Genomic DNA, 26,337 nt, shown 5'->3' with positions numbered 1-26,337 from the left:
ACGCAGAGACGAAACGCCCTGCGCTCGGCGCAGACGATCGGCCGCAACGTTGTGCAACCTCCCGCCGTCTACTTTCGACCCATCGCGACGACGACCGTCGCGGAACGCGTCGAAGGAGACCAGCATGACCATCGTCGAAGAGGGTGTCTCGAGCATCTACGCCGCCCCCGGGCAGCGCGGCTCGATCGCCGACTACCGCCCCCGCTACGGTCACTACATCGGCGGCGAGTTCGTCGAGCCGATCAAGGGCCAGTACTTCGAGAACATCAGCCCTGTCACCGGCAAGCCCTTCACCGAGGTGGGCCGCGGCACGGCGGAGGACATCGACCGTGCGGTGGATGTCGCGTGGAAAGCGTTCGCGTCCTGGAAGCGCACCACGCCGGCCGAGCGCTCGGTCATCCTCAACAAGATCGCCGATCGCATCGAGCAGAACCTCGAGAAGATCGCCGTCGCCGAGACGTGGGAGAACGGCAAGCCCGTCCGCGAGACCTTGGCGGCCGACATCCCGCTCGCCGTCGACCACTTCCGGTACTTCGCCGGCGTGCTCCGCGGCCAGGAGGGCTCGCTCAGCCAGATCGACGAAGACACCGTGGCGTACCACTTCCACGAGCCGCTCGGTGTGGTCGGGCAGATCATCCCGTGGAACTTCCCGATCCTGATGGCCACGTGGAAGCTCGCCCCTGCGCTCGCCGCGGGTAACTGCGTCGTGCTCAAGCCGGCCGAGCAGACGCCGGCGTCGATCCTGTTCCTCTTCGAGCTCATCGGCGACCTGCTGCCGGCCGGTGTCGTGAATATCGTCAACGGCTTCGGCATCGAGGCGGGCGCGCCGCTGGCGCAGCACAAGCGCATCCGCAAGGTGGCGTTCACGGGCGAGACGACCACGGGCCGCCTCATCATGCAGTACGCGTCGCAGAACCTCATCCCGGTGACCCTCGAGCTCGGGGGCAAGAGCGCGAACGTGTTCTTCGAGGACGTCGCTCGCGACACCGGCGACGCCTACTACGACAAGGCACTCGAGGGCTTCACGCTCTTCGCGCTCAACCAGGGTGAGGTGTGCACCTGCCCGTCGCGCGCGCTCATCCAGCGCTCGATCTACGACCGCTTCCTCGGCGACGGGCTCGACCGCGTCGCCAAGATCGTGCAGGGCAACCCGCTCGACCCCGCCACCATGATCGGCGCACAGGCCTCGAACGACCAGCTCGAGAAGATCCTGTCGTACATCGAGATCGGCAAGGCGGGCGGCGCCAAGCTGCTCGCCGGCGGTGAGCGCGTCGACCTCGGCGGAGACCTATCGGGCGGGTACTACGTCGCGCCGACGGTGTTCGAGGGCTCGAACGACATGCGCATCTTCCAGGAGGAGATCTTCGGCCCGGTCGTCTCGGTGACCTCGTTCGACGACTTCGACGACGCCGTCTCGATCGCCAACGACACGCTGTACGGCCTCGGCGCCGGTGTCTGGAGCCGCTCGGGCGACACCGCGTACCGCGCCGGGCGCGCCATCGAGGCCGGTCGCGTCTGGACGAACACGTACCACCAGTACCCCGCGCACGCGGCGTTCGGCGGGTACAAGCAGTCCGGCATCGGCCGCGAGAATCACCTCAAGATGCTCGACCACTACCAGCAGACGAAGAACCTGCTGGTGTCGTATGCCGACGGAGCCATGGGCTTCTTCTAAGCCGGCCTCCCAGGCCGTCGCGTCCGGGGGTCGGGCGCGACGGCGTCCCCCGCCCGGGTGGAGCGAGTCGCCAGCCGCTCCGCCCGGGCCATCCATGTCCCACTTCTCGCTCCTGATGTCCCGAAATCGGTCGACAGCGCCTTTCGGAGCGACCGAAATCGGGACACGCACATCGAGAGGCGAGGCGATCGCAATGGCCCAGACCCGCACCCACTCACGCGTGGCGGTGACGGATGCCGCGGCATCCCTCCTGCGACGGCTCACCGCCGAGCACGGCCCGCTGATGTTCCATCAGTCGGGCGGGTGCTGCGACGGCAGCGCGCCGATGTGCTTCCCGGTCGGCATGTTCCAGACCGGCCCGTCGGACGTGCGCCTCGGTGAGCTCGACGTCGGCCTGGCGGAGCCCATCGAGGTCTTCATCTCGGAGGCCCAGTTCGAATACTGGAAGTACACGCACCTGACCATCGACGTCGTGCCCGGCCGGGGCGCGGGGTTCAGCGTCGAGGCGCCGACGGGCAGCCGCTTCATCATCCGCTCGCGCATGCTGACGGATGCCGAGCTCGACCACTTCGGAATGGGACCGCACGTCACCGAGGGGTGACGTGCGGCCCCACCCGTCAGAGGCTGTCGCGGATGTCGCGGGCGAAGCCCTCGGCGTGCGCGCGGAGTGCCTCGATGCGGCGCCGGCGTGCGGCCATCACATCGAACCCGAGGTACGCGGGCGGCATCGGCCGGCGCGCGTTGACCGAGCACTCGAAGTTCTCGCACAGCAGGGTGCCGACGGTGTCGCCGTTGCGGCCTGCCTTGCCGGCGCGCTTCGCGCCGAACAGCACCACGTCGTTCGGGAGCGTGACGTCCTCGCACCACGAGCACTGCGGGCGGGTGCGGGTGCGCTGCTCGGTCTGGCGCAGCAGGATGCCGACAGGCTCGTCGTCGACCGGCACGACGATGAAGCCGGCGAGCGGCTGCTTCGGGTCGCGCCAGCCGAAGTAGTCGAGGTTCGCCCAGTCGACCTGGGCCAGATCGGGGACGACGAGGGCGTTGCGTTCGCGCAGCGAGGCGTTGACGAAGGACGCGCGGATGTCCTTCTGGGTGTGAGCGTGCATGATTCCTTGTTCAGGGAGGGTCGTCGCGGTACGACGAAGAGCGGATGCCGCAGACCGGCGGTCTGCGGAGAGTCGACGGCGTCACGCTCGGCCTCAGGCCGGGCGACGCGCGCGGCTACCTCCGCTCGGCGCACGAAGCGCCGAGGACCCCCTCACGCCCGCCGGGCGTCATGAACGTCGAATGCACGCCCGACAGCATACGCTCGCGCCGCTGGCCGCCGGCTCCGAGCCGGCCAGCGCAGGAGCGCCTCATACAGAGCATCAACTCCGCCTCGACGGTGTGCTGCGGTGGCATTCGGCCGGAATCAGCCCATCCCACCGAAGGCAGAAGGAGTTGTGGCTCGCTTCCGCCCAGCGCCCGCCCGCCCGCCGAGCGGGCAGAATCGGGGAAGCGCCCGTGCGACATCGCGGGCGCCACCGCACTGCGCGAGGAGGCGCCATGACCGATGCCGGCAGGAACCCCGACGACCTCGACGCGCTGCGCGCCGCCACCGACATCCTCGGCATCGACGCGCTCCTCACCGCGGACGAGCGCGGCGTCCGCGATCGCGTGCGCGCCTTCGTCGACGCCGAGATCCGCCCGCACATCGCGGATTGGTTCGACCGGGGCCACTTCCCCGTCGAGCTCGCGCCGGCCCTCGGACGCCTCGGCGTGCTCGGCATGACGCTGGACGGCTACGGATGCCCCGGCCGCAGCGCCGTCGAGTACGGCCTGGCCGCGCTCGAGCTCGAGGCCGGTGATTCCGGCATCCGCACGTTCGTCTCGGTGCAGGGGTCGCTCGCGATGGGCTCGATCCACCGCTGGGGCAGCGAGGAGCAGAAGCTGGAGTGGCTGCCGCGGCTGGCCGCGGGTGAGGCGATCGCCAGCTTCGCGCTCACCGAGCCGACCGCCGGGTCGGACCCGTCGAGCATGAAGACGCACGCGCGCCGCGACGGATCGGACTGGATCCTCGACGGCGCGAAGCGCTGGATCGGCCTCGCCTCGGTCGCACAGCTCGCCGTCGTGTGGGCGCAGACCGACGACGGCGTCCGCGGCTTCCTCGTCCCGACGGGCACGCCGGGGTTCGAGGTCGGCGTGCTCGAGCCGAAGGGGTCGATGCGGGCCTCGGTGCAGACCGAGCTGCACTTCGACGGCGTGCGGCTGCCGGCATCCGCTCTCCTGCCCGAGGCACGGGGCCTCCGCGGACCGTTCTCGGCGCTCAACGAGGCGCGCTACGGCATCGTGTGGGGCGCGCTCGGCGCGGCCCGCGACAGCTACGAGGCGGCGCTGCGCCATGCGCTCCGGCGTGAGCAGTTCGGGCGGCCGATCGCCGGGTTCCAGCTGACGCAGCGCAAGCTCGTCGACATGGTGGTCGAGTTGCAGAAGGGCGCGCTGCTCGCGCTTCACATCGGACGCGCGAAGGATGCCGGAACCCTCACTCCGACGCAGATCTCGCTCGGCAAGCTCAACAACGTGCGAGAGGCGATCGCGATCGCACGCGAGGCCCGCACGATCCTGGGCGGCGACGGCGTGCTGCTCGAGCACTCCCCCATCCGCCACGCGGCGAACCTCGAGTCCGTGCGCACGTACGAGGGCACCGACGAGGTGCACACCCTGATCCTCGGCCAGCACCTCACCGGCCTGGACGCGTTCCGCTGACTCGTCGTCGCCTCGCCCCGGGCTCCGCGTCGCCTCGTCCGGCTTCGCCGAACCAGGGGATCTCCGGCGAGCCACAGGGCGACGCCCCCGGGTCTCGGCGCGAATCCCCGGTCTCGACGGCACCTCCCCGGTCTCGGCGCGAATCCCCTGTCTCGGCGACAGCGAGCCCGGTCTCGGCGACAACGAGCCCGTGGTTCGGCCCACACCGCGGCATCCGGTACCATAGGAGGGTTGTCCGTATGCGTGCGCACCTGCGTGCCGTCCGGATGACGTGCACACACACCCTCCTGCTGTCGGGAAATGCCCGGCAGCCGTTCTAGTCCGAAGGAGGTGGGTTAGTGACGCACCAGTACGAACTCATGGTCATCCTGAACCCCGAGATCGACGAGCGCCAGGTCGGCGCCAACCTCGACAAGTTCCTGAAGGTCATCACGACCGACGGCGGCACCATCGAGAACATCGACATCTGGGGCAAGCGCCGTCTCGCGTACGAGATCCAGAAGAAGAACGAGGGCATCTACGCCGTCGTCAACTTCACGGCGACCGCCGCGACCACGCAGGAACTCGACCGTCAGCTCAACCTCAACGAGCAGATCATGCGCACCAAGGTGCTGCGTGCCGAAGAGGCCATCGCGATGATCGCCTCCGAGAAGCAGCGCGCCGACGAGCGTGCCGCCCGCAAGTCTGCCAAGGCAGCGAAGGCGTAAGGCTGATGGCCGGCGAGACGATCATCACCGTCGTGGGAAACCTCACGGCTGATCCCGAACTGCGGTACACGCAGAACGGCCTCCCCGTCGCGAACTTCACGATCGCGTCGACGCCGCGCAACTTCGACCGTCAGGCGAACGAGTGGAAGGACGGCGAAGCGCTGTTCCTCCGCGCGAGCGTGTGGCGCGAGTTCGCCGAGCACGTGGCCGGCTCGCTGACCAAGGGCATGCGGGTCATCGCGACCGGCCGCCTCAAGCAGCGCAGCTACCAGGACCGCGAGGGCAACAACCGCACCGCGATCGAGCTCGAGGTCGACGAGATCGGCCCGTCGCTGCGTTACGCGACCGCACAGGTCACCCGCGCTGCGGGCGGCTCGGGCGGCGGCGGCAGCTTCGGCGGCGGTGGCGGTGGCGGTCAGGCTCGCCCGGCCCAGGTCGCCGACGAGCCGTGGTCGACGCCCGGTTCGGCGAACGGCGGCGGCGCCGCCGGCGGCGACGCCTGGGCAGCTCCCGGCGCCTACGGCGACGACACCCCCTTCTAAGGGTCGATCTCAGAAGCAGATTCCGGATGCCTCGGCACGAGGCCTCCGATCAAGGAAACGTAAGGAACCACCATGGCTGGAAAGGCAACCGGCGACCGCCGGAAGCCGCGGAAGGGCGCGAAGAACGCGGCCCCCGCGAAGGCGATCCGTGTCGGTCTCATCGACTACAAGGACGTCGCGACTCTTCGCAAGTTCATCTCGGAGCGTGGCAAGATCCGCGCCCGTCGTATCACCGGTGTCTCGGTGCAGGAGCAGCGTCTGATCGCCAAGGCGATCAAGAACGCGCGCGAAATGGCGCTCCTGCCCTACGCCGGCGCTGGCCGCTAAGGAGCACCCAATGGCAAAGCTGATTCTCACGAATGAGGTCGCCGGGCTCGGAAGCGCCGGAGACGTTGTCGAGGTCAAGAACGGGTTCGCCCGCAACTACCTCATCCCCCAGGGCTTCGCTGTGGCCTGGACCCGCGGGGGCGAGAAGCAGGTGGCGTCGATCCGCGCCGCTCGCGAGTCCCGCGCGATCCACGACCACGAAGAGGCCGTGGCGCTCAAGAACGCCCTCGAGACCAACAAGGTCAAGCTGTCGGTCAAGGCCGGCGCCGAGGGCCGCCTGTTCGGCGCGGTCAAGACGGTCGACGTCGCGAACGCGGTCAAGGCCGCCGGCCTCGGCGACCTGGACAAGCGCAAGATCCACATCACCTCCCCGATCAAGTCGGTGGGCGAGCACGAGGCGACGATCCGCCTGCGTGACGACCTCACCGCCGTGATCACCCTGCACGTGGTCGCCGCCAAGTAACTCTGGCGCGGATGGATGCCGCGGGCCGGTGCTCTTCACGAGCACTGCGCCCGCGGCATCCGTCGTTTCCGGCGTCCGTCGCTGCGTGGATGCCGCCTGCCGACGTTCGCGGTCAGAAGACCCAGTTCGCCCCGGCGGCGACCGGCCACGACCAGGCGGCGGAGGCAGACCGCAGCGCCTCGGGCGAGCGGGCCTGGACGAGCCCGGCCTGTGCCAGCGAGCTCAGCGAGATCGAGCCCAGGTGGGCCGCGCCGAGCCCGCGGATGTCGAGGGTGAGGTCCGCTTCGTCGTCGGTGCGGGTGACATCGGCGTGGCCCCACGCCTCGGCGCGCACCCGCCAGCGACCGGCGTTGGCGGGGAGCATCGCGTCGGTGACCTCGAGCACGACGTCGACATCGCCGGCGTACCGGCGCTGCGCGAGCGCGGCGGGCAGGTCGACGATGCGGATCCACGAGTTGTCCTGATAGTCGGGCGCGGCGGCCCTGACGTCGACGAGGAGCGACACGATCGGGTCATCGACGGGCAGGTTCGAGATGTGCACGCGGGTGGTCAGGTCGAGGTCGAGCAGCACAGACCACATCCGGTGCGCGGCGGCGGCTGTCAGCGCGACGGCCTCGCGCACGTGCACGGTGCCCTCGGCGCCGGCGCGCTCCCACGACATCGTGCGGCGGAAGGTCCCGTACGCGAGCACGGCGTCGGTGTCGTCGCGCACCAGCAGGAGGCGCAGCGCCTCCTTGCCGCCGCGCAGCGCCGCGGGGTCGGCCTCGCGCGCCGCGCGCTGCTCGGGGGTCTCGCGGGTCGCCCAGCCCGGACGGCCCAGGCCTTCGGGCAGCCGCGCGTAGTCGCGATGGATGGCGGCCACGAGGTCGCCGTGGACCTCGGCATCCCAGTCCTCCAGCGCGACCTCGAGCTCGGCCGCACCGGGTACCGGACGAAGCGCCGCACCGCGGGGGATCGTCAGGCTGAGCTGCGTCGAAGCCATGCCGTAGCCGAAGCGTCCGTAGATCGGCGTCTCGGCCGCCATCAGCCCCGAGATCGTTTCGCCGTGCGCGAGGCAGTCGGCGAAGTGGTGCTCGATCATGCCGCGCAGGATGCCGCGGCGACGGTGGCCGGGGTGCACGCCGACCCACGTCAGCCAGCCGCACGACACCTCGGCCCCGGGGACGGGGTAGGCGCGCAGCGGATACGCGCCGTGGAAGCCGGCGAGCTGTTCGTCGTCGTCGACATGGGCGACGCCGTACGTGCGGTGCCAGCTGAGCGGGCTCGGCAGTTCGCGCAGCGCCTCGACGGAGCGCTCGGTGGGGAATGCCCAGATGTCCAGACGGAGGACGTCGTCGAGGCGGTCATGACCGATGGGGGTCAGAAAGTAGGGCTCGGGAACGGGCACCCCCCTACTCTGACGAGCGGGCGGGGGATGCGCAACGCGAGCGGCGCGCCCTGGACCTGCGCCTTGGGGGCAAGACGAAGCGGATGCCGCGAGCCCCCCGGGTCGCGGCATCCGCTCGTTGCATCTCCCCCCGCATCGCACCGGTCCAGGCATGGCCGGACGGTGCGGGAGGAGATGGGTGAGGCACCCCCGATCGCGGGCACCGGTCCAGGCAAGATCCGGCGATCACGGTCGGGGGCGGTTCAAGGGCGGGAGGGCCGCTGGGGACGGCCCTCCCGCGGTGCTCTCACGGGAGTCGGGGCGAGGGGCGCCTGGGGAACGTCGACTTGCCCCGTCGACTCACGCGGAGCGTCGCCGCGACACGCGCGCGATGGCGCCCGCTGCGAGCAGCGAGAGCCCGAGCAGCAGGAACGGCATCGCGCCCGCTCCTCCTGTCGTGGCGAGCTGGGTGGCCGCTCCGGCCGAGGCCGCCGCGCCCGTGACCGTGGCCGAGCCGTCACCGGAGGTCCCGCCGGTCCCCGGGTTGACGGGAGTCGTCGGGTCCGTCGGGTCCGTGGGGTCGGTCGGGGTCGTCGGGTCGGTCGGGTCCGTGGGATCGGTCGGATCGGTCGGGTCCGTGGGATCGGTCGGGTCCGTCGGATCGGTCGGATCGGTCGGATCGGTCGGATCGGTCGGATCGGTCGGCACCGCCGGGCCGGTGGTCACGCTGTCGCCGATCACCGAGACGGCGTTGCCGCCGATGGTGATGGGAAGCGCGATCGGCGCCAGGATCTGCGTGCCGCCGAGGATCGAGCCCGGGCCGCCGGTGGTCGCGGTGGTGCCGCCCGTGCCGGTGCCCGGAGCCGCGACCGCACCGGTGGAGGTGCTGTCGCCGATCCCCGAGATGGCGTTGCCGACCACCGTGACCGGAACCGCGATGGGCGCGAGCACCTGCGTGCCGCCGAGGATCGAGTCCGTGCCGTCGGTGATGCCGCTGGCGGCGCCGCCGGTCGTTCCCGTCGCGGGTGCCGTGGTGGCGGCATCCGTCGACGTGCTGTCTCCGATCACGGAGATCGCGTTGCCGACCGCGGTGATCGGGGCGGTGATCGGTGCGAGCACCTGGGTGCCGCCGAGGATCGAGTCCTCGCCGTCCGTGGTGCCCAGCGCGCCGGCCGACGGCGTACCCGTGCCGGTGGTGGTGGTGGCATCCGTCGACGCGCTGTCTCCGATGACGGAGATCGCGTTGCCGCCGACGGTGACCGGGGCGGTGACGGGTGCGACGACCTGGGTGCCGCCGAGGATCGAGTCCTCGCCGTTCGTCCAGGCATCGGCGCCGGCAGCGCCGCCCGAGCCGGCGGGCGTCGTCGTGGCGCCCTCGGTCGTGCTGTCGCCGACGACCGAGATCGCGTTGCCCGAGACCGTGACCGGAGCGGCGATCGAGACGATCCCCTGGAGTCCCGAGAGCAGGCCGTCCTCGCCCGAGGTCTCGGCGGTCGCCGGTGCCGTCGCCGGTGCCGGAGCCGTGGTCGCGGCATCCGTCGACGAACTGTCGCCGACGACCGAGATCGCGTTGCCCGACACCGTGATCGGCACGTTCACCGACACGAGGCCCTGCGTGCCCGAGCCGATGCCGTCGGAGCCGCTCGTCGTCGCCTCGACCGGAGCCGGAGCCGGCGCGGGCGCCGCCGTGGTGGCACCGGTGCTGGACGAGTCGCCCAGCACAGAGAGCGAGGTGCCGCTGATGTCGATCGGAAGGTTGACGTCGATGATCGCCTGGGTGCCCGAGAGCAGCCCGTCGTCACCGGTCGTCTCGGCCGCGTTGGCGACCGTCGCGCCGAGCAGCGTGATGCCGCCGGCGAGGAGCGTGCCCCAGAGGGCGCGCTTGTAGAAAGTACGCATGGTGTTCCCCTTTGTGGATTGATCGGTTCGCAGCGCAGGCGTTCTGGAGAACGCGGGAGGCGCTGCTCAGCGCGTGAGGGCGCGCTGCTGCTCTGCCGCCTGGACTCGGATGAGCGAAGGCGGCCGGGAGCCGATCAGTCGGGGGAGACGTCGGTGGAGCCGACGGGCGCCGGCGGCGCGTGCTCGTCTTCCGGACCTGCTCGTCGCACCCAGGCACGGTGTGCGGCAAGCGGGAGGAAGGCGGCAAGCGCCCAGACGCCGGGACCCGCACCACCGGATCCCGCGGAAGATGTCGGCAGGCAGAGTCCGCCTGCAGAGCCGAGGGGTCCGCTTACGGCCAGCGCGGCGGACGAGACGACGACGGTGACGACTGCGGAGGCGGGCGACACGGATGCCGCGGCCCACGCGCCGATCGAGCCGGCGGTCGTCGAGAAGAGGGTGGCTGCGGCATCCGTCAGCGCAGCGATCGTGCCATCCATGCCAGCCGCCGCCGAGGCGTCGGCTTCTGCCGTCAGGCCGGGGAGCGCGGGGAGGCCGGGAGCGGCGGGGTATCCGGGAAGAGCCGGCACCGCGCCGGTGCCGCCGGTGGGCGGTGATCCGACCGTCGCGCCGGTCTCGTCGACGGCGCCGACGATGCCGCCCAGCGTCTCGTCGACCGTGCCGCCGAGGTCGGTCACGGCATGGTCGAGACCGATGCCGGTGACGATGCCGCCGACGATCGGGACCTCGGTCACGAGGTCGACCACGGGCTGCGTCACGTTGCCCACGACCCCGCCGGAGACGACGTTCGAGACCGGCTGCGTCACGCTGGTGACGACGGTGCCGACGGTCTGGACGACCTGGCTCACCGGCTGCTGGACGGGCTCCGGAGCGATCGCGACGACGTCGTTGACGACGCCGGTGACGCCCGTCGTCGCGGTCGAGACGGTGGTGGTGACGGTCGTCGCGGTCGTGTCGACCAGCGAGGTCACGGCACCGAGGGCACCCCCGAGCAGTCCTCCGTCATCGGGCTCGTCGGCGTGCGCCTGCCCGTGGCCGAGGCCGAGGAGCAGCGAGACGACGATCCAGGCGAACGCGGTTCCGACCCCGATGAGGGCCAGCCGCACGATCCTCGGCAGCTGCGAGGTTGCGATCTCCACGTTCACCTCCCACGACGAAGGAGCCGCACGTTCCGAACGGATCGTGCGTGAGGGTGCCTGGACCTGTGACGATACCGGCTGGGTCAGCGGTCTGTCCAGACCCTCTGAGCGCGAATCCGATCACGACTCCTCGCGCGCGCACGGTGTGTCTGTGTCCCCGGAATTGTGCACAGGGAACGAAGTTCAGCCCAAACCTTCAACCCTGACTTCAATCACATCCCCCTCCACAGGCTGTGGAATTCGCAAGGGCTGGTCAGGAGTGGTTTCTGACAAGACCGTGCTAGAAAAGCAGCGAGTTCTCCACAGAGGTTGTTCACAGGCGTGTCGGCGTTTCACGCAGTCTCTCCACAGAGTTATCCACAGGTCGTGTTGCGGGTGTCGGAGGCCGTCCTTAGCGTGGGGTGCGGCCCACTCGTGGCGCGCGTCTCCGTGCTGGACACAGCGGCGTGACGGTGGCAGGGGGATCGCACACGGGGGTTCGGCGGGGAGCGGGATGCTGCGGCATCCCGCAATCAGCTCGTGCACGCTCACGCGTGCCGGCGAGCCGCACCGGCCCGCGCCGTGACAACTCGGACGATGTGAACGAACGATAGGGAGGACTCGCAGCCTATGTCGATCGCCGACATCTCCGATGAGCGCATGGGGGGTCCCCGTGGTGAGCACCGTGACTTCGAGCGCACTCCCCCGCACGACCAGCTCGCCGAGCAGAGTGCGCTCGGCGGCATGCTGCTGTCGAAGGATGCCGTCGCCGACGTCATCGAGACGCTCCGGGGCGCCGACTTCTATGTGCCCAAGCACGAGCTGATCTTCGAGGCGATCCTCACCCTCTACTCGCACGGCGAGCCGACCGACGTCGTCGCCGTCACCGACGAGCTCATCAAGACCGGCGAGCTGCAGCGCGCCGGCGGTGCCGACTACCTGCACACGCTGACCTCGATCGTGCCCACCGCGGCCAACGCCGGGTACTACGCCTCGATCGTGTCGGAGCGGGCGCTGCTGCGCCGCCTCGTCGATGCCGGCACCCGCATCGTGCAGATGGGGTACTCGGGTCAGGGCGAGGCGCTCGACCTCGTGAACAACGCCCAGGCCGAGATCTACTCGGTGACGGGTGCCGAGGCAGCCGAGGATTACGTGCCGCTCACCATCGCGGTGGATGCCGCGGTGGAAGAGATCGAGGCCGCGCGCGGTCGCGACGGCCAGATGACCGGCATCCCGACCGGCTTCTCGGGTCTGGACTCGCTCACCAACGGCCTGCACCCCGGTCAGATGATCATCATCGCGGCGCGCCCCGCGATGGGTAAGTCGACGCTCGCGCTCGACTTCGCCCGTTCGGCCGCGGTCAAGCACGACATGCCCACGATCTTCTTCTCGCTCGAGATGGGTCGCAGCGAGATCGCGATGCGCCTGCTGAGCGCCGAGGGTGCCATCCCGCTGCAGTCGATGCGCAAGGGCACGCTCGACTCGCGCGACTGGACGACCGTCGCCGCGACCCGCGGCCGCATCAATGACGCGCCGCTGTACATCGATGACAGCCCCAACATGACGCTCGTCGAGATCCGGGCGAAGTGCCGTCGGCTCAAGCAGCGCGCGGGCCTGAAGCTCGTCGTCATCGACTACCTGCAGCTCATGACCTCGGGCAAGCGCGTCGAGTCGCGCCAGCAGGAGGTCTCGGAGTTCTCGCGAGCCCTCAAGCTCCTCGCCAAGGAGCTCGCTGTCCCGGTCATCGCGCTCTCGCAGCTGAACCGTGGTGCCGAGCAGCGCGCCGACAAGAAGCCCGCCCTGTCCGACCTTCGTGAGTCGGGCTCGATCGAGCAGGACGCCGACATGGTCGTGCTCCTGCATCGCGAGGCCGCCTACGAGAAGGACTCCCCGCGCGCCGGCGAGGCCGACCTCATCGTCGCCAAGCACCGCAACGGCCCGACCGACACGATCACCGTCGCCTTCCAGGGCCACTTCTCGCGCTTCACGGATATGGCCCCGGGCGACTTCGGGTAACTGTAGGTTCCGCACGGAGCTGTACATTTCGCAAGCGAAATGTCCACGCGTTGTCCACCTGGACATTGCCCGTTCTTGCTCGATCTCTCATCGGTCGGCATCGGGGTGCGTGAAAGAGTGTGGTGGTGACCGATATCGAGGATCGTCTGGACCGAATCGAGAGCGAGCTTGCGATCCAGAGACTGGCTTCTGAGTACTGCCATGGTGCAGATAGGCGCGATCTCGACCGGTTCCTCGCCGTGTGGGCGCCCACCGCGGTATGGCAGATGAGCGACGACGTGCGATACGAAGGCCTCGAGGCGATCGCGAATGTGGTTCAAGCTCAGTGGCGCACGTTCGCGCAGTACGTTCACTGGACCACGAACCACACGGTCTGGATCGATGGCGACGAGGCCCGCGGCGAATGCGATGTGGCCACCTACGTGCGCTTGCACAGCGGCCGTTGGGTGAGAACCGGGGGCACCTACCGCGACAAGTATCGACGCATTGGCGCCCGATGGCTCATCGCGCATCGGGACGCGAGCACCAGGTTGGACATCGACCCAATACCGGACGAGAGCGAGATCCGCTTGAGACTCGACGACGTTTAGGATCGCCCTCAGCCTCAAGCACGGCGCGCAGACGATTGCCGCTGCTGTGTCTATGGTCGGCGCGTGGGATCGGCTTGGGTCGCCGTAGATCTGCGCTTCGGTCGCGCACCCCTGCCGCTGTGTCATCACCTCACCCGCCGCGGCAGGGGTGAGCGTCACCAGATCGAATAGTCGCGCTTGCTCGACACTCGTCATCGCACCCGGCGTGGCCACGCGTCACCGCAGCGGGCGGAAGAAGGTTCGAACGTCGCCGACCAGGAGCTCGGGGACCTCCATGGCGGGGAAGTGGCCGCCGCGGTCGAACTCAGACCAGTGCACGACGTTGTCGTCGCGCTCGGCGATCGTTCGGATGCCGAAGTCGCCCGGGAACACCGCGACGCCCGAGGGTACTTCCGACCGCGCTGTCGGCTGCCCCCAGTTCGCCCTTCCCTCGCGGTAGAGGCGTGCCGATGAGGTGGCGGTGCCCGTGAGCCAATACACGCTGACGTTGGTGAGCAGCGCATCGCGGTCGACGGCATCCTCGAGCGATGCAGCCGAAGGATCGGTCCACTCCTTGAACCGCTCCACGATCCAGGCCAGTTGCGCCGCGGGCGAGTCCGAGAGCCCGACACCGATCGTCTGCGGCCTCGTGGACTGGAGGATCGCGTAGCCGGCGCCCTCCTCCATTTGCTGCTGCAGGGCGCCGAGGCGGGCCTGTTCTGCCTCCGTCATGCGCGAGAACTCCTCCGGATCGCCCGACGGGAACCCGAGAGCGCCGTTGACATGCACGCCGATCACCCGTTCGGCGTCGGATCGCCCGAGCAGGGGCGAGATCACCGATCCGGAGTCGGTGCCCTGGGCGCCGTATCGTTCGTATCCGAGTCGGCGCATGAGCTCGGCCCAGGCGCGAGCGATTCGTGCCATGTCCCAGCCGGTCTCGTGCGTCGGTCCTGAGAACCCGAATCCCGGCAGCGACGGGATGACGACATGGAACGCGTCAGCCGGGTCACCGCCGTGGGCACGCGGATCGGTGAGGGGCCCGATGACGTCGATGAACTCCACGATCGACCCCGGCCACCCATGAGTCAGAATCAACGGCAAGGCGTCCGGCTCTGCCGAGCGCACGTGCAGGAAGTGGATGCTCTGCCCGTCGATCGTGGTGGTGAACTGGGGGAACTCGTTGAGCTCCGCCTCATGCCGGCGCCAGTCGTACGCCGTCCGCCAGTACTCCGCCAACTCCCGCAGGTAGCTCGAGGGAGCTCCATAGCCCCACCCGACACCAGGAAGCTCATCGGGCCAACGGGTCCTTGCCAACCGGTCGTTCAGGTCGTCCAAGGCGGACTGCGGGATGTCGATGCGGAAGGGTCGGACTTCGGTGCTCTGCGTCTCCACGACCACGACAGTACGAAGGCTTCCGGTCAGTTCCTGTCCTGAAGAACGCCTTTCGTTCGCCTGCATTCGCCGGCATCGAAGGGGGTCGACTCGAGCGGTTGAGCATCCCGCCGGTCGGCCCGCGGCCTGGACATCACACCTGGCGCTCGTCGCGTCTTTCGCCGGTGTGACACGCGGTCCTACAGTCGTGGCATGAGAACTGGACTGGCAAAGGCCGGCTGGATCGTGCTGATCGTGCTGAACACTGGGATGCTGCTCAATCACCTGGTCGCGATCTTCCTGGTGGCCACGTCAGCAGACGAGGGCCGGATGTTCATCGCCTACGCGGTCGTCAACGCGTTGGCCCTGCTGGTCCTGTTCTTCGCCTACCGCGTCAGACAGCGCTGGGCGTGGGCCTCGATCTGGCTGGTAGTGCTGGCGACCGCGGTCACGATCGCCTACGGCGTCGACACGATCGGGCTGATCTACGTCGCCGTGGCCGGCGTGATGGCACTCGCCCAGTTGGCGACGGCACGCGAATTCTTCGGTGCGGTGCAGGCTTAGCCCAGGACGAAGGGATGCGGACGTTACCATTTCACGACCTCACCGAGTGAGATCGGTGTGACCACGAACGAAGGCCGCGGTAGATCCTGACTGGTGCACCCGAGCCACCGCGAAGCGGTCGAGGCCTGTCTGCAGACGGCTGGCTTCTCGGTCCTCACGGCGACGCACGCCAACTGGTTGCGACTCACCGAAGCGCTCGTCTGCGCGCTCTCGACGCCAGCCCGACATCGGCGCCGCGCGGTGTCGAAACAGCCTGAGGTTCTCGCGAACGTGCTCGACACGGACGACTCCGCGACCCAGGTGAAGTCGACCCCCTGATCCGCCGGGTGCGACGGTCGTGTCCGCGTTACGCCGGGATGTCGGAGAGCCGGGGTCCTTCTCACTCGTTGGCTGCCCAGAATGCGAGGATCGCCTGAGCGACTGCGAGGGGCTGCTCGAGCGGAACGAGTGTGCGCGCCCCGGCGATCGTGACCGATGTGGCGTGCGGCGAGGATGCCGCCGCGCGTTGAGCATCCTCCGGGCTCCAGTCCCCCCGGTCATCGGATGCGATGAACAGACTGGGCACGCCGATGCCCGAGAGGCGATCGGTCACGTCGGTTCGATCGATGATGAACGAGCGCAGCGCGTGGCTCATGCTGGAACGCGTGGGTCGGTTGAGGCTGTCGACGACCACGTCACGGATGCCGGGGGTCGCGGCCGAGGGATCCGTCAGCATCGCCGAGATCACTGCCGCGCGCACCGGTCCGACTGCTCCCATGAGGCGCAGGACCGGATGCAGAACGGCGATCTTGCACCGGAGGTGAGCAGGTACCGGCTCGGTGGGCGCGCTGATCGCAACGAAACTACGGATGGTGGAAGGGTCGGTCGCGAGCTGGTAGCCGACGTGCCCGCCGAACGCGTTGCCCACCCAGTCGACAGGGCTGGTGGCTCCAAGCCCGGCCAGGGCGTCTCGCGCGGCATCCGCAGCTTCGGCGATGCTGCTGCGCCGCGAAAGCGGTTCGCTGAGTCCCAGCCCTGGCGGGTCGATGAGGACGAACTCCCGCTCGGGAGCGCCGGCCAGCAGCAGCGGCAACGCGCTGTCCCAGGTGTGGCTGTCGACGAACATCGATGACCAGAACACGGTCATGTCGCCCGTGCCGACGCGACGAACGGCGAGAGAGCCGAGGCGGGTGTCGACGCGCTCGGCGCGTTCTGAAGAGGTTCTCATAATTTCACGTTACCATGACTAACATGAAAGAGCGCAAGTACCGGATGTCGGCCCGCGCGGACGCCGCGGAGGCGACAGGTCAGCGGATTATCGATTGCATGCTGGACCGCCTGCGCACCACTCCGTACGAGCGGATCAGGCTCGACGACGTCGCCGCAGACGCCGGTGTGACCTCGCAGACCGTGATCCGACGTTTTGGCAGCAAACCGGTGCTGATGACCACAACTGTCGAACGTGAACTGGGACGCATTGCGGCGAAGCGCGAGGCGGCCTTGCGGTCCAGTTCCCTCGAGACGATCCGCGCGCTGGTGGAGCACTACGACGAATACGGGCTGCTGATCCTGAAGACCTACTCCGAGGCCTCACTCGTGCCGGGGCTGCCGGAGATCGTCGCGCGCGGGAGGGCGTATCACCTCGATTGGTGCCGCCGCGCCTTCTCGGAATATCTTCCACCCCAGCCCGACGATGCATCTCGACAGAGGCGGCTCGCCCAGATCGTGTCCATCTGTGATGCGACCACCTGGCGCATCCTGCGATTCGACGGCGACCTGTCCTCGAAGCAGACCGAGCTGGCGATCACCGAACTGCTGACCCCGCTTCTGCGCTGAGCGATAGCGAGCAGCGAGGGCTCATTCGGATGCTTCGCTGCTCGCGCTGGCCACGTACTTATGCAGAAGCCTGGCGAACTCAAGCCGCTCGTCGTCGTCCCACTGGCGGGTGATGTATTCGAACGCTCGGCGTTGCTGGTGTCTCGCGTCGGCAAGCACCTCACGTCCTTGCGACGTCAGGCGGAGTGTGATGCTGCGCCCGTCGGTCTGGGAGGCCACGCGTTCGACGAGGCCTTCGCTCACGCAGGATGCCGCGAGACGACTGACCGAGGTGCGCTCCATCCCGAGTGCGGCAGCCAGCGCGTTGACACTCAGCACTCCGTCGGCCTCTTCCACCATCGCGAGCAGAAGATCGCGGCGCACGTCGGTTCGCGCGACCTGCATGTCGAGGGGGACGCTGCTCGCGCGGCGCCGCAGTCTCGAGAACGCTGTCCCGACGTTCTCGAGCAGATCGTCGTCGCTCGAGGTGGTCCGCGGAGGCTGTTCGCGATCATTCATCTCTGCTCCTCAATTTGCGTGCGTCTTGCACATATGTGGTATTTTACACGTAAATGAGCGTCCGCTTGGTGGCGCGCTCCCGCAGGGAACGGAAAGTCGTATGCGCACAGCAATTGTGGCCGGTAGGGTGTTCGACGGCATCAAGAACCTCGGGCGCAAGACCGTGGTGATCTGTGACGGGCTGATCGAGTCCATCGGCGATCAGGCTCCCGCGGACGCACAGCTGATCGAAGCTCCCGGTGCGACGCTGCTGCCCGGTCTCATCGACGCGCACGTCCACACCGATACCGCCGGCCTTCGGATGGCGTTGCAGTTCGGTGTGACGACGGAGCTCGAGATGCAGGGTGCGAACACCGCCCGCGACCGTGACCACATCACGCAGGACGACAACCTCGCCGATGTGCGTTCCGCCGGATTCGGGCTCACTCCTCCCGGAGGGCACCCCGAGGAGCTGTTCCCCAAGGACTTCCACCCCGAGCGCGGCGGGGGCCGCGGCGGCCCCGGCGGCCGCGCTGCCGGCCCCGAGCGTGTCGACCCGATCGTGCGCGCGAAGGTCACCACCCCGCAGGAAGCGGTCGACGTGGTCGGCCAGCTCGCTGACGCCGGCTCGGACTACATCAAGTTCATGGTCGACGATGGGTCCGTCGAGGGACACCCGGGCCTCCCCATGCTCGACCAGGAAACGCTGAACGCGGGTGTCGCCGAAGCCCAACGCCTCGGCATGCTGACGGTGGCGCACGCGCTCACCATCGAAGCCACGCAGATGAGCATCGACGCCGGCATCGACGGCCTGGCCCACCTCTTCATGGACCGACCGCACACGTCCCGGATCATCGACGCCATCGCGCAGTCCGGTGCTTTCGTCGTAGCCTGCGTGGTGCTCGACGCCTCGATGATGGGCATCACCGGATCGGCGCTCGCAGACGACCCACGCGTCGCCGCGAAGCTCTCACCGGAATGGGACTCGACGCTGCGGAGCAGCTTCAACCACTATCCGCAGGGTCGGCTCGACGACGTCCTGGCCACCGTGCGCGCCCTCGAGGCGGCCGGCGTCGACCTGCTCGTCGGCACAGATGTCTCGCAGCCGCTGCCCTTCCTCGGCGGTCTCGCGCACGGCGCCAGCGTGCACCAGGAGCTGCAGTACTTCGTCGATGCGGGCGTGACGCCGACCGGGGCGCTGAGCGCTGCCACGGCGGTGACCGCTCGTCGTTTCGGCCTCACGGATCGGGGATCCATCGCGGTGGGCCAGCGCGCCGACCTGCTGCTGGTAGACGGCGACCCGATGACGACGATCAGCGACACGCTGAACATTCGCGACGTCTGGCGTCGCGGCATCCGTCAGCCAACTGCCTGAGGCGCGGTGTCGGATTCCGCTTGAGGCACGGATCAGAAATCGTGGTTCACTCCTAGGCATGTGGATCGAGTGCTTCGAGAAGGACGCGCGATTCGAGGGCGCCGAAGTCGAGCCGCTCGTCGAACAGTTCGTCGCACACGTACGCGGGGCGCACGACGTTCCCTACCCCGACGAAGAGGTGCAGCTGTGGGCGCGCAACTTCGCGGATGCCTCGGCACGCGAGGACGGCCCGGTCGAGCGACTTGCCTCGATCGACTCGATAGAGGTGCATGCCGTCACAGAGGAGCGCATCGACGACTGGCTGCGGTTCTTCGACCGCGACGCGTTTCCCGACAATCCCGACTGGGGATCCTGCTACTGCCTGCATCCCCATACCGGGGACGTTCCCGAGCGACCATGGCGTGATGTGCGGGCAGAGATGGTCGAACGGCTGCGGGCGGGAGCGACGCTCGGGTACCTCGCGTACGTCGACGGCAGCCCGGCGGGCTGGGTCAATGCGTCGCGCCGGTCGACGTACGCGAAGTACGACGGCGTCGATCCGGATGGGCCGGCCCCCGACACCGTGGTGGGCGTCTCCTGCTTCATCATCGCCCCGCCCTACCGGCTCCACGGCGTGTCAGCCGCGCTCCTGGATCGCGTCATCGCCGACGGCGAAGCGCGCGGCGCGCGATACGTCGAGGGATACCCGCGCCGAGTGGAATCCGGCGACGATTCCGGGGCGTTCTGCGGTCCCCGTTCGATGTTCGATACGCGCGGCTTCGCACCCGCCGAGGACCACGACCGCTACGTCGTCGTCCGGAGGCATGTCTGATCCGGGCGCGACCATGGCCTCGGGACGCCCAGTCCCATTAGGTTCTGACACATGAACCTCGCCGCCAAGATCACCACGGGCGTCGCCGTCCTCGTCGTCGGCGGCCTCGTCGCCCTCGCCGTGCCGACCGTATCGGGCGCCTACGCCGAGATGTCGTCCTGGGCGATCTTCCAGCCGACTGAGGACGCGACCGAGGGGCCGACCGAGGAGCCGGCGTCCGCGGAAGAGGACCCGATCGGCACGAAGATGATCGATGAGCTGGGCGACGGCTACGTGTATGTCGGGAACGGCACCGCGATCCCGAAGAACACGCCCGAGGGCTGCGAGAACCCGATCTGGCTCCACATGGGGCAGACGAGCGCGCATCTGAACGGCGACCTGACCGATCGTGGGGAGCGCGAGTTCGCGGCGGGCACCGTGGGCCTCGACGACGAGGGCCGGATCAACACGTACACGGTCGCGCCGGGCGACGCGCTGTACGCGATCGGGGACCGGTTCTGCATCGCCAACGCGCTGACGCTCGCGACCCTCAACCACACGCGCACGATCCAGCCCGGCGAGGTGCTGCTGCTCCACCCGGACAGTTCGATCCCGTGGGTGCCGTACTACAACCCAGTGACCACGCCCGACGGATACCAGCAGATTCCATACCAGCTCGCCGTCGAGGCGATGAGCGCGGCGGCCCACGCAGGTGACCTGGACCGGATGCGCGGCATCTTCGCGAACGAGCTGTCCGGCCTGTTCCCCGACCCGGCTGAGGCCGAGGTGATCGCGCGGGCACTCGACGTCGGCGACCTCGACGTGCTGCGCCAGATGTTCGCGTAGCCCAGGACCACCGGGGCCGCGAGGATGTCCGTTTCGCGAGTGAGATGAGCCGGGCCTCCACCGCTCGGCGCGGCGGGCGACACATCGACGCCAGCTGACCCGGTATGCGCCTCACTCCCTCGATGGATCAGTTACTGGGGCCGGGATCGCATTCCCTCATGAACTCGGTCAGCCGCTTGCGGTGGCCCGTATCATCTCGACAAGTTGTGCTGCAGCGCGTCCCAGCCGGTCGTGATCGGGGTTGTACTCCACAAGAAGCGCACCGGCACAGCGCGGGTCGCTGAAGAGGATCCGGAGAGTGGCGGAGAGGTCTTCGATGGAGAGTCCTCGTCCGTAGGTCGGGACGTCGGCGGCTGGGACCTGCAGGAAGTCGAGCACGTCGACATCGATGTGGATGACAATGCTGGCTGCGCTGAGCGCCGCCAGCGCACGGAACGCGGCTGCTTCCGGATCTGCGCTGACGAGCGACGACGGGATGCGCCCACTGTGCACAACGTCGTGGATGTCCTCCTCCTCGTCGGCGTACCCGAGGAAGACGATGTCCGAGTCCCGCAAGAGAGGCCGCCGCGGGCCGATGCCGGAAATGACGTCCTCTGTGCCGGGAAGGTCGAGCATATGCGCGACACCCATGCCGTCGAGGATGGGTTCGTCGCGGTTGTCGACGGGGGTCATCAGGTCCTGCCCGCCGTCGACGTATACGACCCCTACGTCGCGGCCGCATTCGGCGAACGCACTCACCATCGCGACCGCCAGCGTGCACTCCCCGCCGATGACGAACGGGCGAAGACCGTCCGTCAGCACATCGACGATGCGCTGACGTGTCTCATCGAGCACCGCGCGTACAGCCTCGACGTTGTTCGCCCCGTCGCCCGTTCGGTGGGTGGCCCAATGGGCGACCTGCTGGTCACCGAAGTCCTTGACCGTGACGGATCCGTTGGACAGGGCGTCCACGAGTCCGGCCGCTCGCAGCGCGGCTGGCGCCTTTTCGATCCCGGCCCAGTGTGCTGCGGCGCTCGACGGTACACCGACGATCCCCCAGCGTGAGGATGCGCCCGCGCGCTCAGCCGGAGATGCTGCAAACCGCTCCATGCTGTCGACATTGCCATGTAGTGGGGACATCGGATGACCGGGAGTCGGGGGGCGGTCGCTGTGGCGGCCCGTGGGGGAGGCGACTGGGAGGTCCATGCCCAGACGGTAATCATCTTCAGATGTGGACCGCGTCAGGGAAGGCCCTCGAAGAAGCGCGGATGTCGTCCGCGAGCAGCGTGGTCCTGCATGTCGAGGTTCCGACGCGCGTGGCGCATCGCGGACGCGCCCCTAGGTGGAAGGCGTGTTCGCGGGGGGCGCCCAGCCTTCCTCAGACCGGATCGCGCCCGTGATGCGACGCGAGATCTCGCGCAGCTGCCGCTGTTGCGCACTCGTCAGGCGATCGAACACCAGGCCGCGCACCAGCTCGGCATGTCCAGGTGCCGCCTCGTCGACCTTCTGCTGACCGAGCTCGGTGAGGATCGCCAACGTGTATCGGCCATCCGCTGGGTCGGGCCGGCGGCGCATCCACCCCTTGGACTCCAGTCGCGTCGCAGCACGCGACAACCGTGAGAGCGAGCTGTTCGCATAGCCGGAGAGGACGCTCATGCGCAGGGTTCTGCCGGGAGCATCGGCGAGTGCGTACAGCACGCCGTACTCGAAGTGGGTCAGCTGCGCGTCGCGCTGCAGCTGAGCATCGAGGGCGGCTGGCAGCCACTCGAGAACCGTCGCCAGTCCGGCCCAGGTGTCGAGCTCTTCTGGCGTCAACGCAGCGGGCGCATCGGTTCGCGTCATGCCTCACACTTTAGCCGTCAAGGTTCGATTCACTTACCCAGGAAACTTAAATCGGAGTACTATGACTTGACTGAGCAAGTGAATTGATCCTCGTGCCGGGGAGTGAGAAGGGACATCATGGAATTGGATCTGGCAGGCAGGCGCGCCTTCGTCAGCGGGTCGACGCAGGGGATCGGCTACGCGATCGCGGAGACGCTCCTGCGTGAGGGCGCAACGGTGATCGTCAACGGGCGCAGCCAGGGTCGCGTCGACTCGTCGGTGGCGGCGTTGCGCGCGGCAGTGTCGGGCGCCGACGTCACCGGCATCGCCGCCGACTTCGCAGACACGGAGCAGGTGGAGAGCCTGCTGGGCTCTCTCGGTGAGGTCGACATCCTCATCAACAACGTCGGGGTGTTCGACGTCAAGGAGTTCGGCGACATCACCGACGACGAATGGCACCGCTACTTCGAGGTCAACGTGATGAGCGGCGTCCGGCTGTCGCGGCAGCTGCTGGGTCGCATGCTCGAGGTCGGCTGGGGGCGCGTCGTCTTCGTCGCCAGCGAGTCGGGCGTCAACGTCCCCGCCGACATGATCCACTACGGCGCGACCAAGGCCGCCATGCTCGCGCTGGGCAACGGGCTCGCGAAGCTCACGCGCGGGACCGGTGTCACGGTGAACACCGTCCTCGGCGGACCCACGTACTCGGACGGCGTCGCGCAGGCTGTGGCGCAGATCGCCGCGGCGCAGGACATGGCACCCGAGGACCTCAAGAGCGCCATCGCCGGGGGGAATCGGACATCCCTGCTGGAGCGGTTCATCGAGCCCCGCGAGATCGCCGACCTCGTGGCCTACGTGGCGAGCCCTCGCTCGTCCGCGACGAACGGTGCAGCGCTCCGGGCGGACGGCGGGACGCTGACCACGATCCTCTGATCGTCGAGGTTCGGTAGTCAGCCGTAGACGAGGTAGGTGCCGGGCTTGTCGGGCTCGCGCAGCTCGAACTGCAGCCGCAGATCGGTGCCGTCGAGCAGCGCCGCCTGCTGCGAGAACTGCTCGTTCGTCACGAACACCGGCCGCTGGAAGCGCCACTCCTCGGCGAACCAGGTGCGCAGTGCCGCGAGCAGGCGGGCATCCATGCCGGTCCCGATGCGCGATCCGCGCACCCAGAAGTACGTCACCGCGTCGACCGCCGCCCAATCCGCGTCGCCGACGGAAGTCACCGCCGACCTCGCGAGGAACGCCGCCGTCGTCGGGAAGAGGTACACGCACCCGAGGCTCTGATCTCCCGCCGGGTCGAGAACGGCGTAGGTGAACGCCCGGTGTGCCTCGTGGCGCTGCGCGAGGTCGATCAGGTCGCCCCGGTTGTCGTCGACGGTGAAGTCGTCGGCCGGCCACGTCGACTGCTCCCACAACCGCAGGTCGTCGCGAGTCTCCATCACGGCGGCGTGATCGCGCTCGGCGTCGTCGGCCGTGATCGGCCGCAGCACGAACTCGCTCGTCCGCAGTCCCGAGGGCACGGGCGCTTCCGGATCGACGAATGACATGGATGCCTCCTCCTCGCCGGCCTGGCGCCACGGTACTCGCACCGGTGTTGTTCATCGCAACCGTGCACTACCGGGGTTCCGTCGGGCCTGACCCGCGATTACCCTCGTGCCCGAGGCATCCACCCGAGAAGTGACGCCCGCGCGATCGCGCGGGCGACGGAACGCGCAGGAGGCTCGCATGCAGATCTTGACGGTCGACTTCATCATGTCGCTCGACGGCTACGGCGCCGCCGAAGGGTGGCCGGGATGGTGGGGGCTCGAGGGCCCCGAGTATCTCGGCTGGCTGGAGCAGCTGCCGGAGCAGGACCATCCGATCCTCATGGGCGCGACGACGTACCGCGTGATGTCGGGGCTCACCGCCGGCGGCGAGGAGGGCACCGAGGTGCTCAACGACGTGCAGAAGTACGTCTTCTCGTCGACGCTCGAGGAACCGCTCGGCTGGGCGAACTCGGTGCTGGTCCGCGAGGACGCGGTCGATTTCGTGCGGCGCCTGAAGGAGGAGTCCGACCGGCCGCTGCGCACGCTCGGCAGCGTCTCGCTCTGTCGCTCGCTCCTCCAGGCCGGCCTGGTGGACCGCTACCGCGTGGTCGTGTTCCCGGTCATCACCGGCGCGACCGGGGCGGACCGGATCTTCGACGGCTACCCCGACGTGCGACTCGACCTCGTCGAGGCGCGCGCGTTCGATCAGCGCAGCCAGCTGCTCGAGTACGTGCCGACCGTGCTGGAGGGTCCGCCGCTCGGGTGAGCCGGCAGCCCCGCGTAGGTTGGAGGGCATGGCTCGCATCCTCGCCGTGACCGGCGGCTACGTCGTCCCTGTCAGCTCCGACCCCATCCAGAACGGCACCGTCATCGTCACCGACGGCGTCATCACGGCCGTCGGGGGACCCGAGACCGCCGTTCCCGAGGGAGCGGAAGTGGTCGACGCCTCGGGCAGCTGGGTCGTTCCCGGATTCGTCGAGGCGCACGGCCACCTCGGCGTGCACGAGGACGGCGAGGGCTGGTCGGGCAACGACACCAACGAGATGACGGACCCGAACGGGGCGCGCTTCCGCGCACTCGACGGCATCGACATCGAAGAGGTCGGCTTCCGCGATGCGCTTCGCGGCGGCGTGACGACGGCCGTCATCAAGCCTGGCTCGGGCAACCCCATCGGCGGGCGCACGGTCGCGATCAAGACGTGGGGCGGGCGCACGGTCGACGAGCAGATCCTCGCCACCGACGTGTCGGTCAAGTCGGCACTCGGCGAGAACCCGAAGCGCGTATACGGCGAGAAGAAGCAGACGCCGTCGACGCGCCTGGGCGTGGCATCCGTCCTCCGCGACGCGTTCGTCGCCGCCCGCAGCTACGCCGACAAGCGCGCCTCGGCCGCCGACAAGGGCGAGCCGTTCGAGCGCGACCTCGGCAAGGAGACGCTCGCCGCCGTGCTGGCGGGAGAGCTCCTCTGGGACCAGCACTGCCACCGCCACGACGACATCGCCACGGCCATCCGGCTGGCCGAGGAGTTCGGCTACACGCTGGTCGTCAATCACGGCACCGAGGCGCACAAGATCGCCGACGTGCTCGCCGAGAAGCAGGTCCCGGTGATCTTCGGGCCGCTGCTGACGTCGCGGTCGAAGGTGGAACTGCGCGACCGCGCGATCGGCAACCTGGCGCTCATCGCCGAGGCGGGCGTGAAGGTCGCCATCACCACGGACCATCCGGTGGTCCCGATCGATCAACTCCGGCTGCAGGCCATCCTTGCGGTGCGCGAGGGCTTGGCCGCCGGGACGGCGCTCGAGGCGCTCACCACGAACCCGGCCGACATCCTCCGCTTGAACGAGCGGGTCGGCGCGCTCGAGCCCGGGCGCGACGGCGACGTCGTGGTGTGGTCGGGCGATCCGCTCGCCGTCGACTCGCGCGTGCAGCGCGTGTTCATCGAGGGCCGCGCGGTCTACGAGCCTGGTTCGGATGCTGAGACCCCGCGCGTCGTCGAGCGCTGGGAGCGTTTCGGTCGCACTTCCTGGATGGCGTAGGCCCGGCACGACCGTCGTGAGCGCGCACCACGCTGACGCCGCGCCCCCGCCGCGCGGCTCGTTCGCGCGGTACTGGACGGCGGCCGCGATCAGCTCGTTCGGCACTGCGGTCTCGGCGGTCGCGATGCCGGTGCTCGTGGTGCAGCTGCTCGCGGCGACCCCGTTCGAGGTGGGCATCGTCAACGCGGCGCAGTTCGTGCCGTACGCCGTCGTCGGGCTGATCGCCGGCGCGTACACGGATCGCTGGCGCCGCAAGCCCATCCTCGTCTGGTCCAGCATCGGCCGGGCTCTCTCGCTCGGTGCGATCCCGGTGCTCTGG

The 26,337-nt window shown here is 68.9% G+C and carries 28 protein-coding genes; 18 read left to right on the top strand and 10 right to left on the bottom strand.

The window, feature by feature from the left end; all coding sequences use genetic code 11:
• The first annotated feature begins 124 nt into the window (after positions 1 to 124).
• The gene (locus tag B1729_RS07915) at positions 125 to 1,675 is read left to right on the top strand and encodes an aldehyde dehydrogenase family protein (protein WP_163631840.1); all 1,551 of its coding nucleotides are present in this window, start codon (positions 125 to 127) and stop codon (positions 1,673 to 1,675) included.
• A 193-nt stretch (positions 1,676 to 1,868) separates the two neighbouring features.
• Entirely contained in the window at positions 1,869 to 2,276 is a 408-nt protein-coding gene (locus B1729_RS07910) for a DUF779 domain-containing protein (RefSeq protein WP_163631837.1), read from the top strand.
• A 16-nt stretch (positions 2,277 to 2,292) separates the two neighbouring features.
• Here the strand turns inward: B1729_RS07910 and B1729_RS07905 are convergent, their stop codons facing one another.
• Entirely contained in the window at positions 2,293 to 2,781 is a 489-nt protein-coding gene (locus tag B1729_RS07905) for an FBP domain-containing protein (protein WP_163631835.1), read from the bottom strand.
• Between the two features lie 439 nt (positions 2,782 to 3,220).
• Between B1729_RS07905 and B1729_RS07900 the strand changes: the two genes are divergently transcribed.
• From B1729_RS07900 to rplI, 5 genes are all read left to right on the top strand, one after another.
• Positions 3,221 to 4,420 (top strand): acyl-CoA dehydrogenase family protein, encoded by a 1,200-nt coding sequence (locus B1729_RS07900; RefSeq protein WP_163631832.1) that lies wholly within the window; start codon positions 3,221 to 3,223, stop codon positions 4,418 to 4,420.
• Between the two features lie 338 nt (positions 4,421 to 4,758).
• Complete coding sequence (gene rpsF / locus B1729_RS07895; protein ID WP_163616223.1) at positions 4,759 to 5,127, top strand: 30S ribosomal protein S6; 369 nt, start codon at positions 4,759 to 4,761, stop codon at positions 5,125 to 5,127.
• A 5-nt stretch (positions 5,128 to 5,132) separates the two neighbouring features.
• Entirely contained in the window at positions 5,133 to 5,669 is a 537-nt protein-coding gene (locus B1729_RS07890; protein ID WP_163616221.1) for a single-stranded DNA-binding protein, read from the top strand.
• Between the two features lie 72 nt (positions 5,670 to 5,741).
• Positions 5,742 to 5,996 (top strand): 30S ribosomal protein S18, encoded by a 255-nt coding sequence (gene rpsR, locus B1729_RS07885; RefSeq protein ID WP_045301896.1) that lies wholly within the window; start codon positions 5,742 to 5,744, stop codon positions 5,994 to 5,996.
• Positions 5,997 to 6,006: 10 nt separating this feature from the next.
• Positions 6,007 to 6,459 carry a 50S ribosomal protein L9 gene (gene rplI / locus B1729_RS07880; RefSeq protein WP_163631829.1) on the top strand — a complete coding sequence of 151 codons (453 nt, stop codon included), beginning with the start codon at positions 6,007 to 6,009 and terminating at the stop codon, positions 6,457 to 6,459.
• A gap of 112 nt (positions 6,460 to 6,571) precedes the next feature.
• Here the strand turns inward: rplI and B1729_RS07875 are convergent, their stop codons facing one another.
• From B1729_RS07875 to B1729_RS07865, 3 genes are all read right to left on the bottom strand, one after another.
• Positions 6,572 to 7,846, bottom strand: coding sequence for a GNAT family N-acetyltransferase (locus B1729_RS07875; protein WP_163631826.1), 1,275 nt, complete (start codon positions 7,844 to 7,846; stop codon positions 6,572 to 6,574).
• Positions 7,847 to 8,185: 339 nt separating this feature from the next.
• Positions 8,186 to 9,724: an LPXTG cell wall anchor domain-containing protein gene (locus B1729_RS20715; protein WP_239539529.1), complete on the bottom strand. Its 1,539-nt coding sequence runs from the start codon at positions 9,722 to 9,724 to the stop codon at positions 8,186 to 8,188.
• A gap of 134 nt (positions 9,725 to 9,858) precedes the next feature.
• Positions 9,859 to 10,863: a hypothetical protein gene (locus tag B1729_RS07865; RefSeq protein ID WP_239539527.1), complete on the bottom strand. Its 1,005-nt coding sequence runs from the start codon at positions 10,861 to 10,863 to the stop codon at positions 9,859 to 9,861.
• A 609-nt stretch (positions 10,864 to 11,472) separates the two neighbouring features.
• Between B1729_RS07865 and dnaB the strand changes: the two genes are divergently transcribed.
• A complete protein-coding gene (gene dnaB, locus B1729_RS07860; RefSeq protein WP_163616214.1) occupies positions 11,473 to 12,858 on the top strand; it encodes a replicative DNA helicase in 1,386 nt (461 codons plus the stop codon).
• Positions 12,859 to 12,983: 125 nt separating this feature from the next.
• Entirely contained in the window at positions 12,984 to 13,448 is a 465-nt protein-coding gene (locus B1729_RS07855) for a nuclear transport factor 2 family protein (RefSeq protein WP_163631823.1), read from the top strand.
• A 216-nt stretch (positions 13,449 to 13,664) separates the two neighbouring features.
• Here the strand turns inward: B1729_RS07855 and B1729_RS07850 are convergent, their stop codons facing one another.
• Complete coding sequence (locus tag B1729_RS07850) at positions 13,665 to 14,819, bottom strand: epoxide hydrolase family protein (RefSeq protein WP_239539525.1); 1,155 nt, start codon at positions 14,817 to 14,819, stop codon at positions 13,665 to 13,667.
• A 192-nt stretch (positions 14,820 to 15,011) separates the two neighbouring features.
• Here B1729_RS07850 and B1729_RS07845 point away from each other — a divergent pair, with 192 nt between their 5' ends.
• Positions 15,012 to 15,362, top strand: coding sequence for a hypothetical protein (locus B1729_RS07845; protein WP_163631817.1), 351 nt, complete (start codon positions 15,012 to 15,014; stop codon positions 15,360 to 15,362).
• Between the two features lie 379 nt (positions 15,363 to 15,741).
• On the opposite strand, the gene B1729_RS07835 is transcribed toward B1729_RS07845, so the two are convergent.
• Positions 15,742 to 16,569, bottom strand: coding sequence for an alpha/beta hydrolase (locus B1729_RS07835; protein WP_163631814.1), 828 nt, complete (start codon positions 16,567 to 16,569; stop codon positions 15,742 to 15,744).
• A gap of 23 nt (positions 16,570 to 16,592) precedes the next feature.
• On the opposite strand from B1729_RS07835, the gene B1729_RS07830 reads away from it, so the two are divergent.
• Complete coding sequence (locus B1729_RS07830; RefSeq protein WP_163631811.1) at positions 16,593 to 17,177, top strand: TetR/AcrR family transcriptional regulator; 585 nt, start codon at positions 16,593 to 16,595, stop codon at positions 17,175 to 17,177.
• Positions 17,178 to 17,198: 21 nt separating this feature from the next.
• Here B1729_RS07830 and B1729_RS07825 read toward each other — a convergent pair whose 3' ends face one another.
• Positions 17,199 to 17,561 (bottom strand): MarR family transcriptional regulator, encoded by a 363-nt coding sequence (locus tag B1729_RS07825; protein ID WP_163631808.1) that lies wholly within the window; start codon positions 17,559 to 17,561, stop codon positions 17,199 to 17,201.
• Positions 17,562 to 17,775: 214 nt separating this feature from the next.
• Here B1729_RS07825 and B1729_RS07820 point away from each other — a divergent pair, with 214 nt between their 5' ends.
• The 3 genes from B1729_RS07820 to B1729_RS07810 are packed head-to-tail and all read left to right on the top strand — an operon-like array spanning position 17,776 to position 20,665.
• Positions 17,776 to 19,029 (top strand): amidohydrolase family protein, encoded by a 1,254-nt coding sequence (locus B1729_RS07820; RefSeq protein ID WP_163631805.1) that lies wholly within the window; start codon positions 17,776 to 17,778, stop codon positions 19,027 to 19,029.
• Between the two features lie 58 nt (positions 19,030 to 19,087).
• Positions 19,088 to 19,840: a GNAT family N-acetyltransferase gene (locus tag B1729_RS07815; protein WP_163631801.1), complete on the top strand. Its 753-nt coding sequence runs from the start codon at positions 19,088 to 19,090 to the stop codon at positions 19,838 to 19,840.
• 51 nt (positions 19,841 to 19,891) lie between these two features.
• Entirely contained in the window at positions 19,892 to 20,665 is a 774-nt protein-coding gene (locus B1729_RS07810; RefSeq protein ID WP_163616197.1) for a LysM domain-containing protein, read from the top strand.
• Positions 20,666 to 20,833: 168 nt separating this feature from the next.
• Here B1729_RS07810 and B1729_RS07805 read toward each other — a convergent pair whose 3' ends face one another.
• Positions 20,834 to 21,754: an arginase family protein gene (locus tag B1729_RS07805; RefSeq protein WP_163631798.1), complete on the bottom strand. Its 921-nt coding sequence runs from the start codon at positions 21,752 to 21,754 to the stop codon at positions 20,834 to 20,836.
• Positions 21,755 to 21,982: 228 nt separating this feature from the next.
• On the bottom strand, positions 21,983 to 22,486 hold the full coding sequence (locus B1729_RS07800) for a MarR family transcriptional regulator (protein WP_163616193.1): 504 nt from the start codon (positions 22,484 to 22,486) through the stop codon (positions 21,983 to 21,985).
• Between the two features lie 117 nt (positions 22,487 to 22,603).
• On the opposite strand from B1729_RS07800, the gene B1729_RS07795 reads away from it, so the two are divergent.
• Entirely contained in the window at positions 22,604 to 23,395 is a 792-nt protein-coding gene (locus tag B1729_RS07795) for an SDR family oxidoreductase (RefSeq protein WP_163631795.1), read from the top strand.
• A gap of 17 nt (positions 23,396 to 23,412) precedes the next feature.
• On the opposite strand, the gene B1729_RS07790 is transcribed toward B1729_RS07795, so the two are convergent.
• Positions 23,413 to 24,006 carry an N-acetyltransferase gene (locus tag B1729_RS07790; RefSeq protein ID WP_163616190.1) on the bottom strand — a complete coding sequence of 198 codons (594 nt, stop codon included), beginning with the start codon at positions 24,004 to 24,006 and terminating at the stop codon, positions 23,413 to 23,415.
• A gap of 178 nt (positions 24,007 to 24,184) precedes the next feature.
• On the opposite strand from B1729_RS07790, the gene B1729_RS07785 reads away from it, so the two are divergent.
• The 3 genes from B1729_RS07785 to B1729_RS07775 form a co-directional block, all read left to right on the top strand.
• The gene (locus B1729_RS07785) at positions 24,185 to 24,751 is read left to right on the top strand and encodes a dihydrofolate reductase family protein (protein WP_163631792.1); all 567 of its coding nucleotides are present in this window, start codon (positions 24,185 to 24,187) and stop codon (positions 24,749 to 24,751) included.
• 28 nt (positions 24,752 to 24,779) lie between these two features.
• The gene (locus tag B1729_RS07780) at positions 24,780 to 26,018 is read left to right on the top strand and encodes an amidohydrolase (protein WP_163616186.1); all 1,239 of its coding nucleotides are present in this window, start codon (positions 24,780 to 24,782) and stop codon (positions 26,016 to 26,018) included.
• Between the two features lie 16 nt (positions 26,019 to 26,034).
• A partial coding sequence (locus B1729_RS07775; protein ID WP_239539523.1) for an MFS transporter occupies positions 26,035 to 26,337 on the top strand: 303 nt, incomplete at its 3' end.

Source organism: Microbacterium sp. B35-04 (genome assembly GCF_010634885.1).
Taxonomy (GTDB): domain Bacteria; phylum Actinomycetota; class Actinomycetes; order Actinomycetales; family Microbacteriaceae; genus Microbacterium.
This window is presented reverse-complemented; position numbering and strand designations above follow the sequence as displayed.

Excerpts from the sequence above, each read along its gene's own strand:
- B1729_RS07915 (WP_163631840.1), top strand. The coding sequence starts at position 125 with ATGACCATCGTCGAAGAGGGTGTCTCGAGCATCTACGCCGCCCCCGGG.
- B1729_RS07820 (WP_163631805.1), top strand. The coding sequence starts at position 17,776 with ATGCGCACAGCAATTGTGGCCGGTAGGGTGTTCGACGGCATCAAGAAC.
- B1729_RS07795 (WP_163631795.1), top strand. The coding sequence starts at position 22,604 with ATGGAATTGGATCTGGCAGGCAGGCGCGCCTTCGTCAGCGGGTCGACG.
- B1729_RS20715 (WP_239539529.1), bottom strand. The coding sequence starts at position 9,724 with ATGCGTACTTTCTACAAGCGCGCCCTCTGGGGCACGCTCCTCGCCGGC.
- B1729_RS07780 (WP_163616186.1), top strand. The coding sequence starts at position 24,780 with ATGGCTCGCATCCTCGCCGTGACCGGCGGCTACGTCGTCCCTGTCAGC.
- rplI (WP_163631829.1), top strand. The coding sequence starts at position 6,007 with ATGGCAAAGCTGATTCTCACGAATGAGGTCGCCGGGCTCGGAAGCGCC.
- B1729_RS07835 (WP_163631814.1), bottom strand. The coding sequence starts at position 16,569 with ATGAGAACCTCTTCAGAACGCGCCGAGCGCGTCGACACCCGCCTCGGC.
- B1729_RS07890 (WP_163616221.1), top strand. The coding sequence starts at position 5,133 with ATGGCCGGCGAGACGATCATCACCGTCGTGGGAAACCTCACGGCTGAT.
- B1729_RS07815 (WP_163631801.1), top strand. The coding sequence starts at position 19,088 with ATGTGGATCGAGTGCTTCGAGAAGGACGCGCGATTCGAGGGCGCCGAA.
- B1729_RS07910 (WP_163631837.1), top strand. The coding sequence starts at position 1,869 with ATGGCCCAGACCCGCACCCACTCACGCGTGGCGGTGACGGATGCCGCG.
- B1729_RS07790 (WP_163616190.1), bottom strand. The coding sequence starts at position 24,006 with ATGTCATTCGTCGATCCGGAAGCGCCCGTGCCCTCGGGACTGCGGACG.
- B1729_RS07900 (WP_163631832.1), top strand. The coding sequence starts at position 3,221 with ATGACCGATGCCGGCAGGAACCCCGACGACCTCGACGCGCTGCGCGCC.
- B1729_RS07830 (WP_163631811.1), top strand. The coding sequence starts at position 16,593 with ATGAAAGAGCGCAAGTACCGGATGTCGGCCCGCGCGGACGCCGCGGAG.
- dnaB (WP_163616214.1), top strand. The coding sequence starts at position 11,473 with ATGTCGATCGCCGACATCTCCGATGAGCGCATGGGGGGTCCCCGTGGT.
- rpsR (WP_045301896.1), top strand. The coding sequence starts at position 5,742 with ATGGCTGGAAAGGCAACCGGCGACCGCCGGAAGCCGCGGAAGGGCGCG.
- B1729_RS07785 (WP_163631792.1), top strand. The coding sequence starts at position 24,185 with ATGCAGATCTTGACGGTCGACTTCATCATGTCGCTCGACGGCTACGGC.
- B1729_RS07810 (WP_163616197.1), top strand. The coding sequence starts at position 19,892 with ATGAACCTCGCCGCCAAGATCACCACGGGCGTCGCCGTCCTCGTCGTC.
- B1729_RS07905 (WP_163631835.1), bottom strand. The coding sequence starts at position 2,781 with ATGCACGCTCACACCCAGAAGGACATCCGCGCGTCCTTCGTCAACGCC.
- B1729_RS07800 (WP_163616193.1), bottom strand. The coding sequence starts at position 22,486 with ATGACGCGAACCGATGCGCCCGCTGCGTTGACGCCAGAAGAGCTCGAC.
- B1729_RS07825 (WP_163631808.1), bottom strand. The coding sequence starts at position 17,561 with ATGCAGGTCGCGCGAACCGACGTGCGCCGCGATCTTCTGCTCGCGATG.
- B1729_RS07805 (WP_163631798.1), bottom strand. The coding sequence starts at position 21,754 with ATGGAGCGGTTTGCAGCATCTCCGGCTGAGCGCGCGGGCGCATCCTCA.
- B1729_RS07845 (WP_163631817.1), top strand. The coding sequence starts at position 15,012 with ATGAGAACTGGACTGGCAAAGGCCGGCTGGATCGTGCTGATCGTGCTG.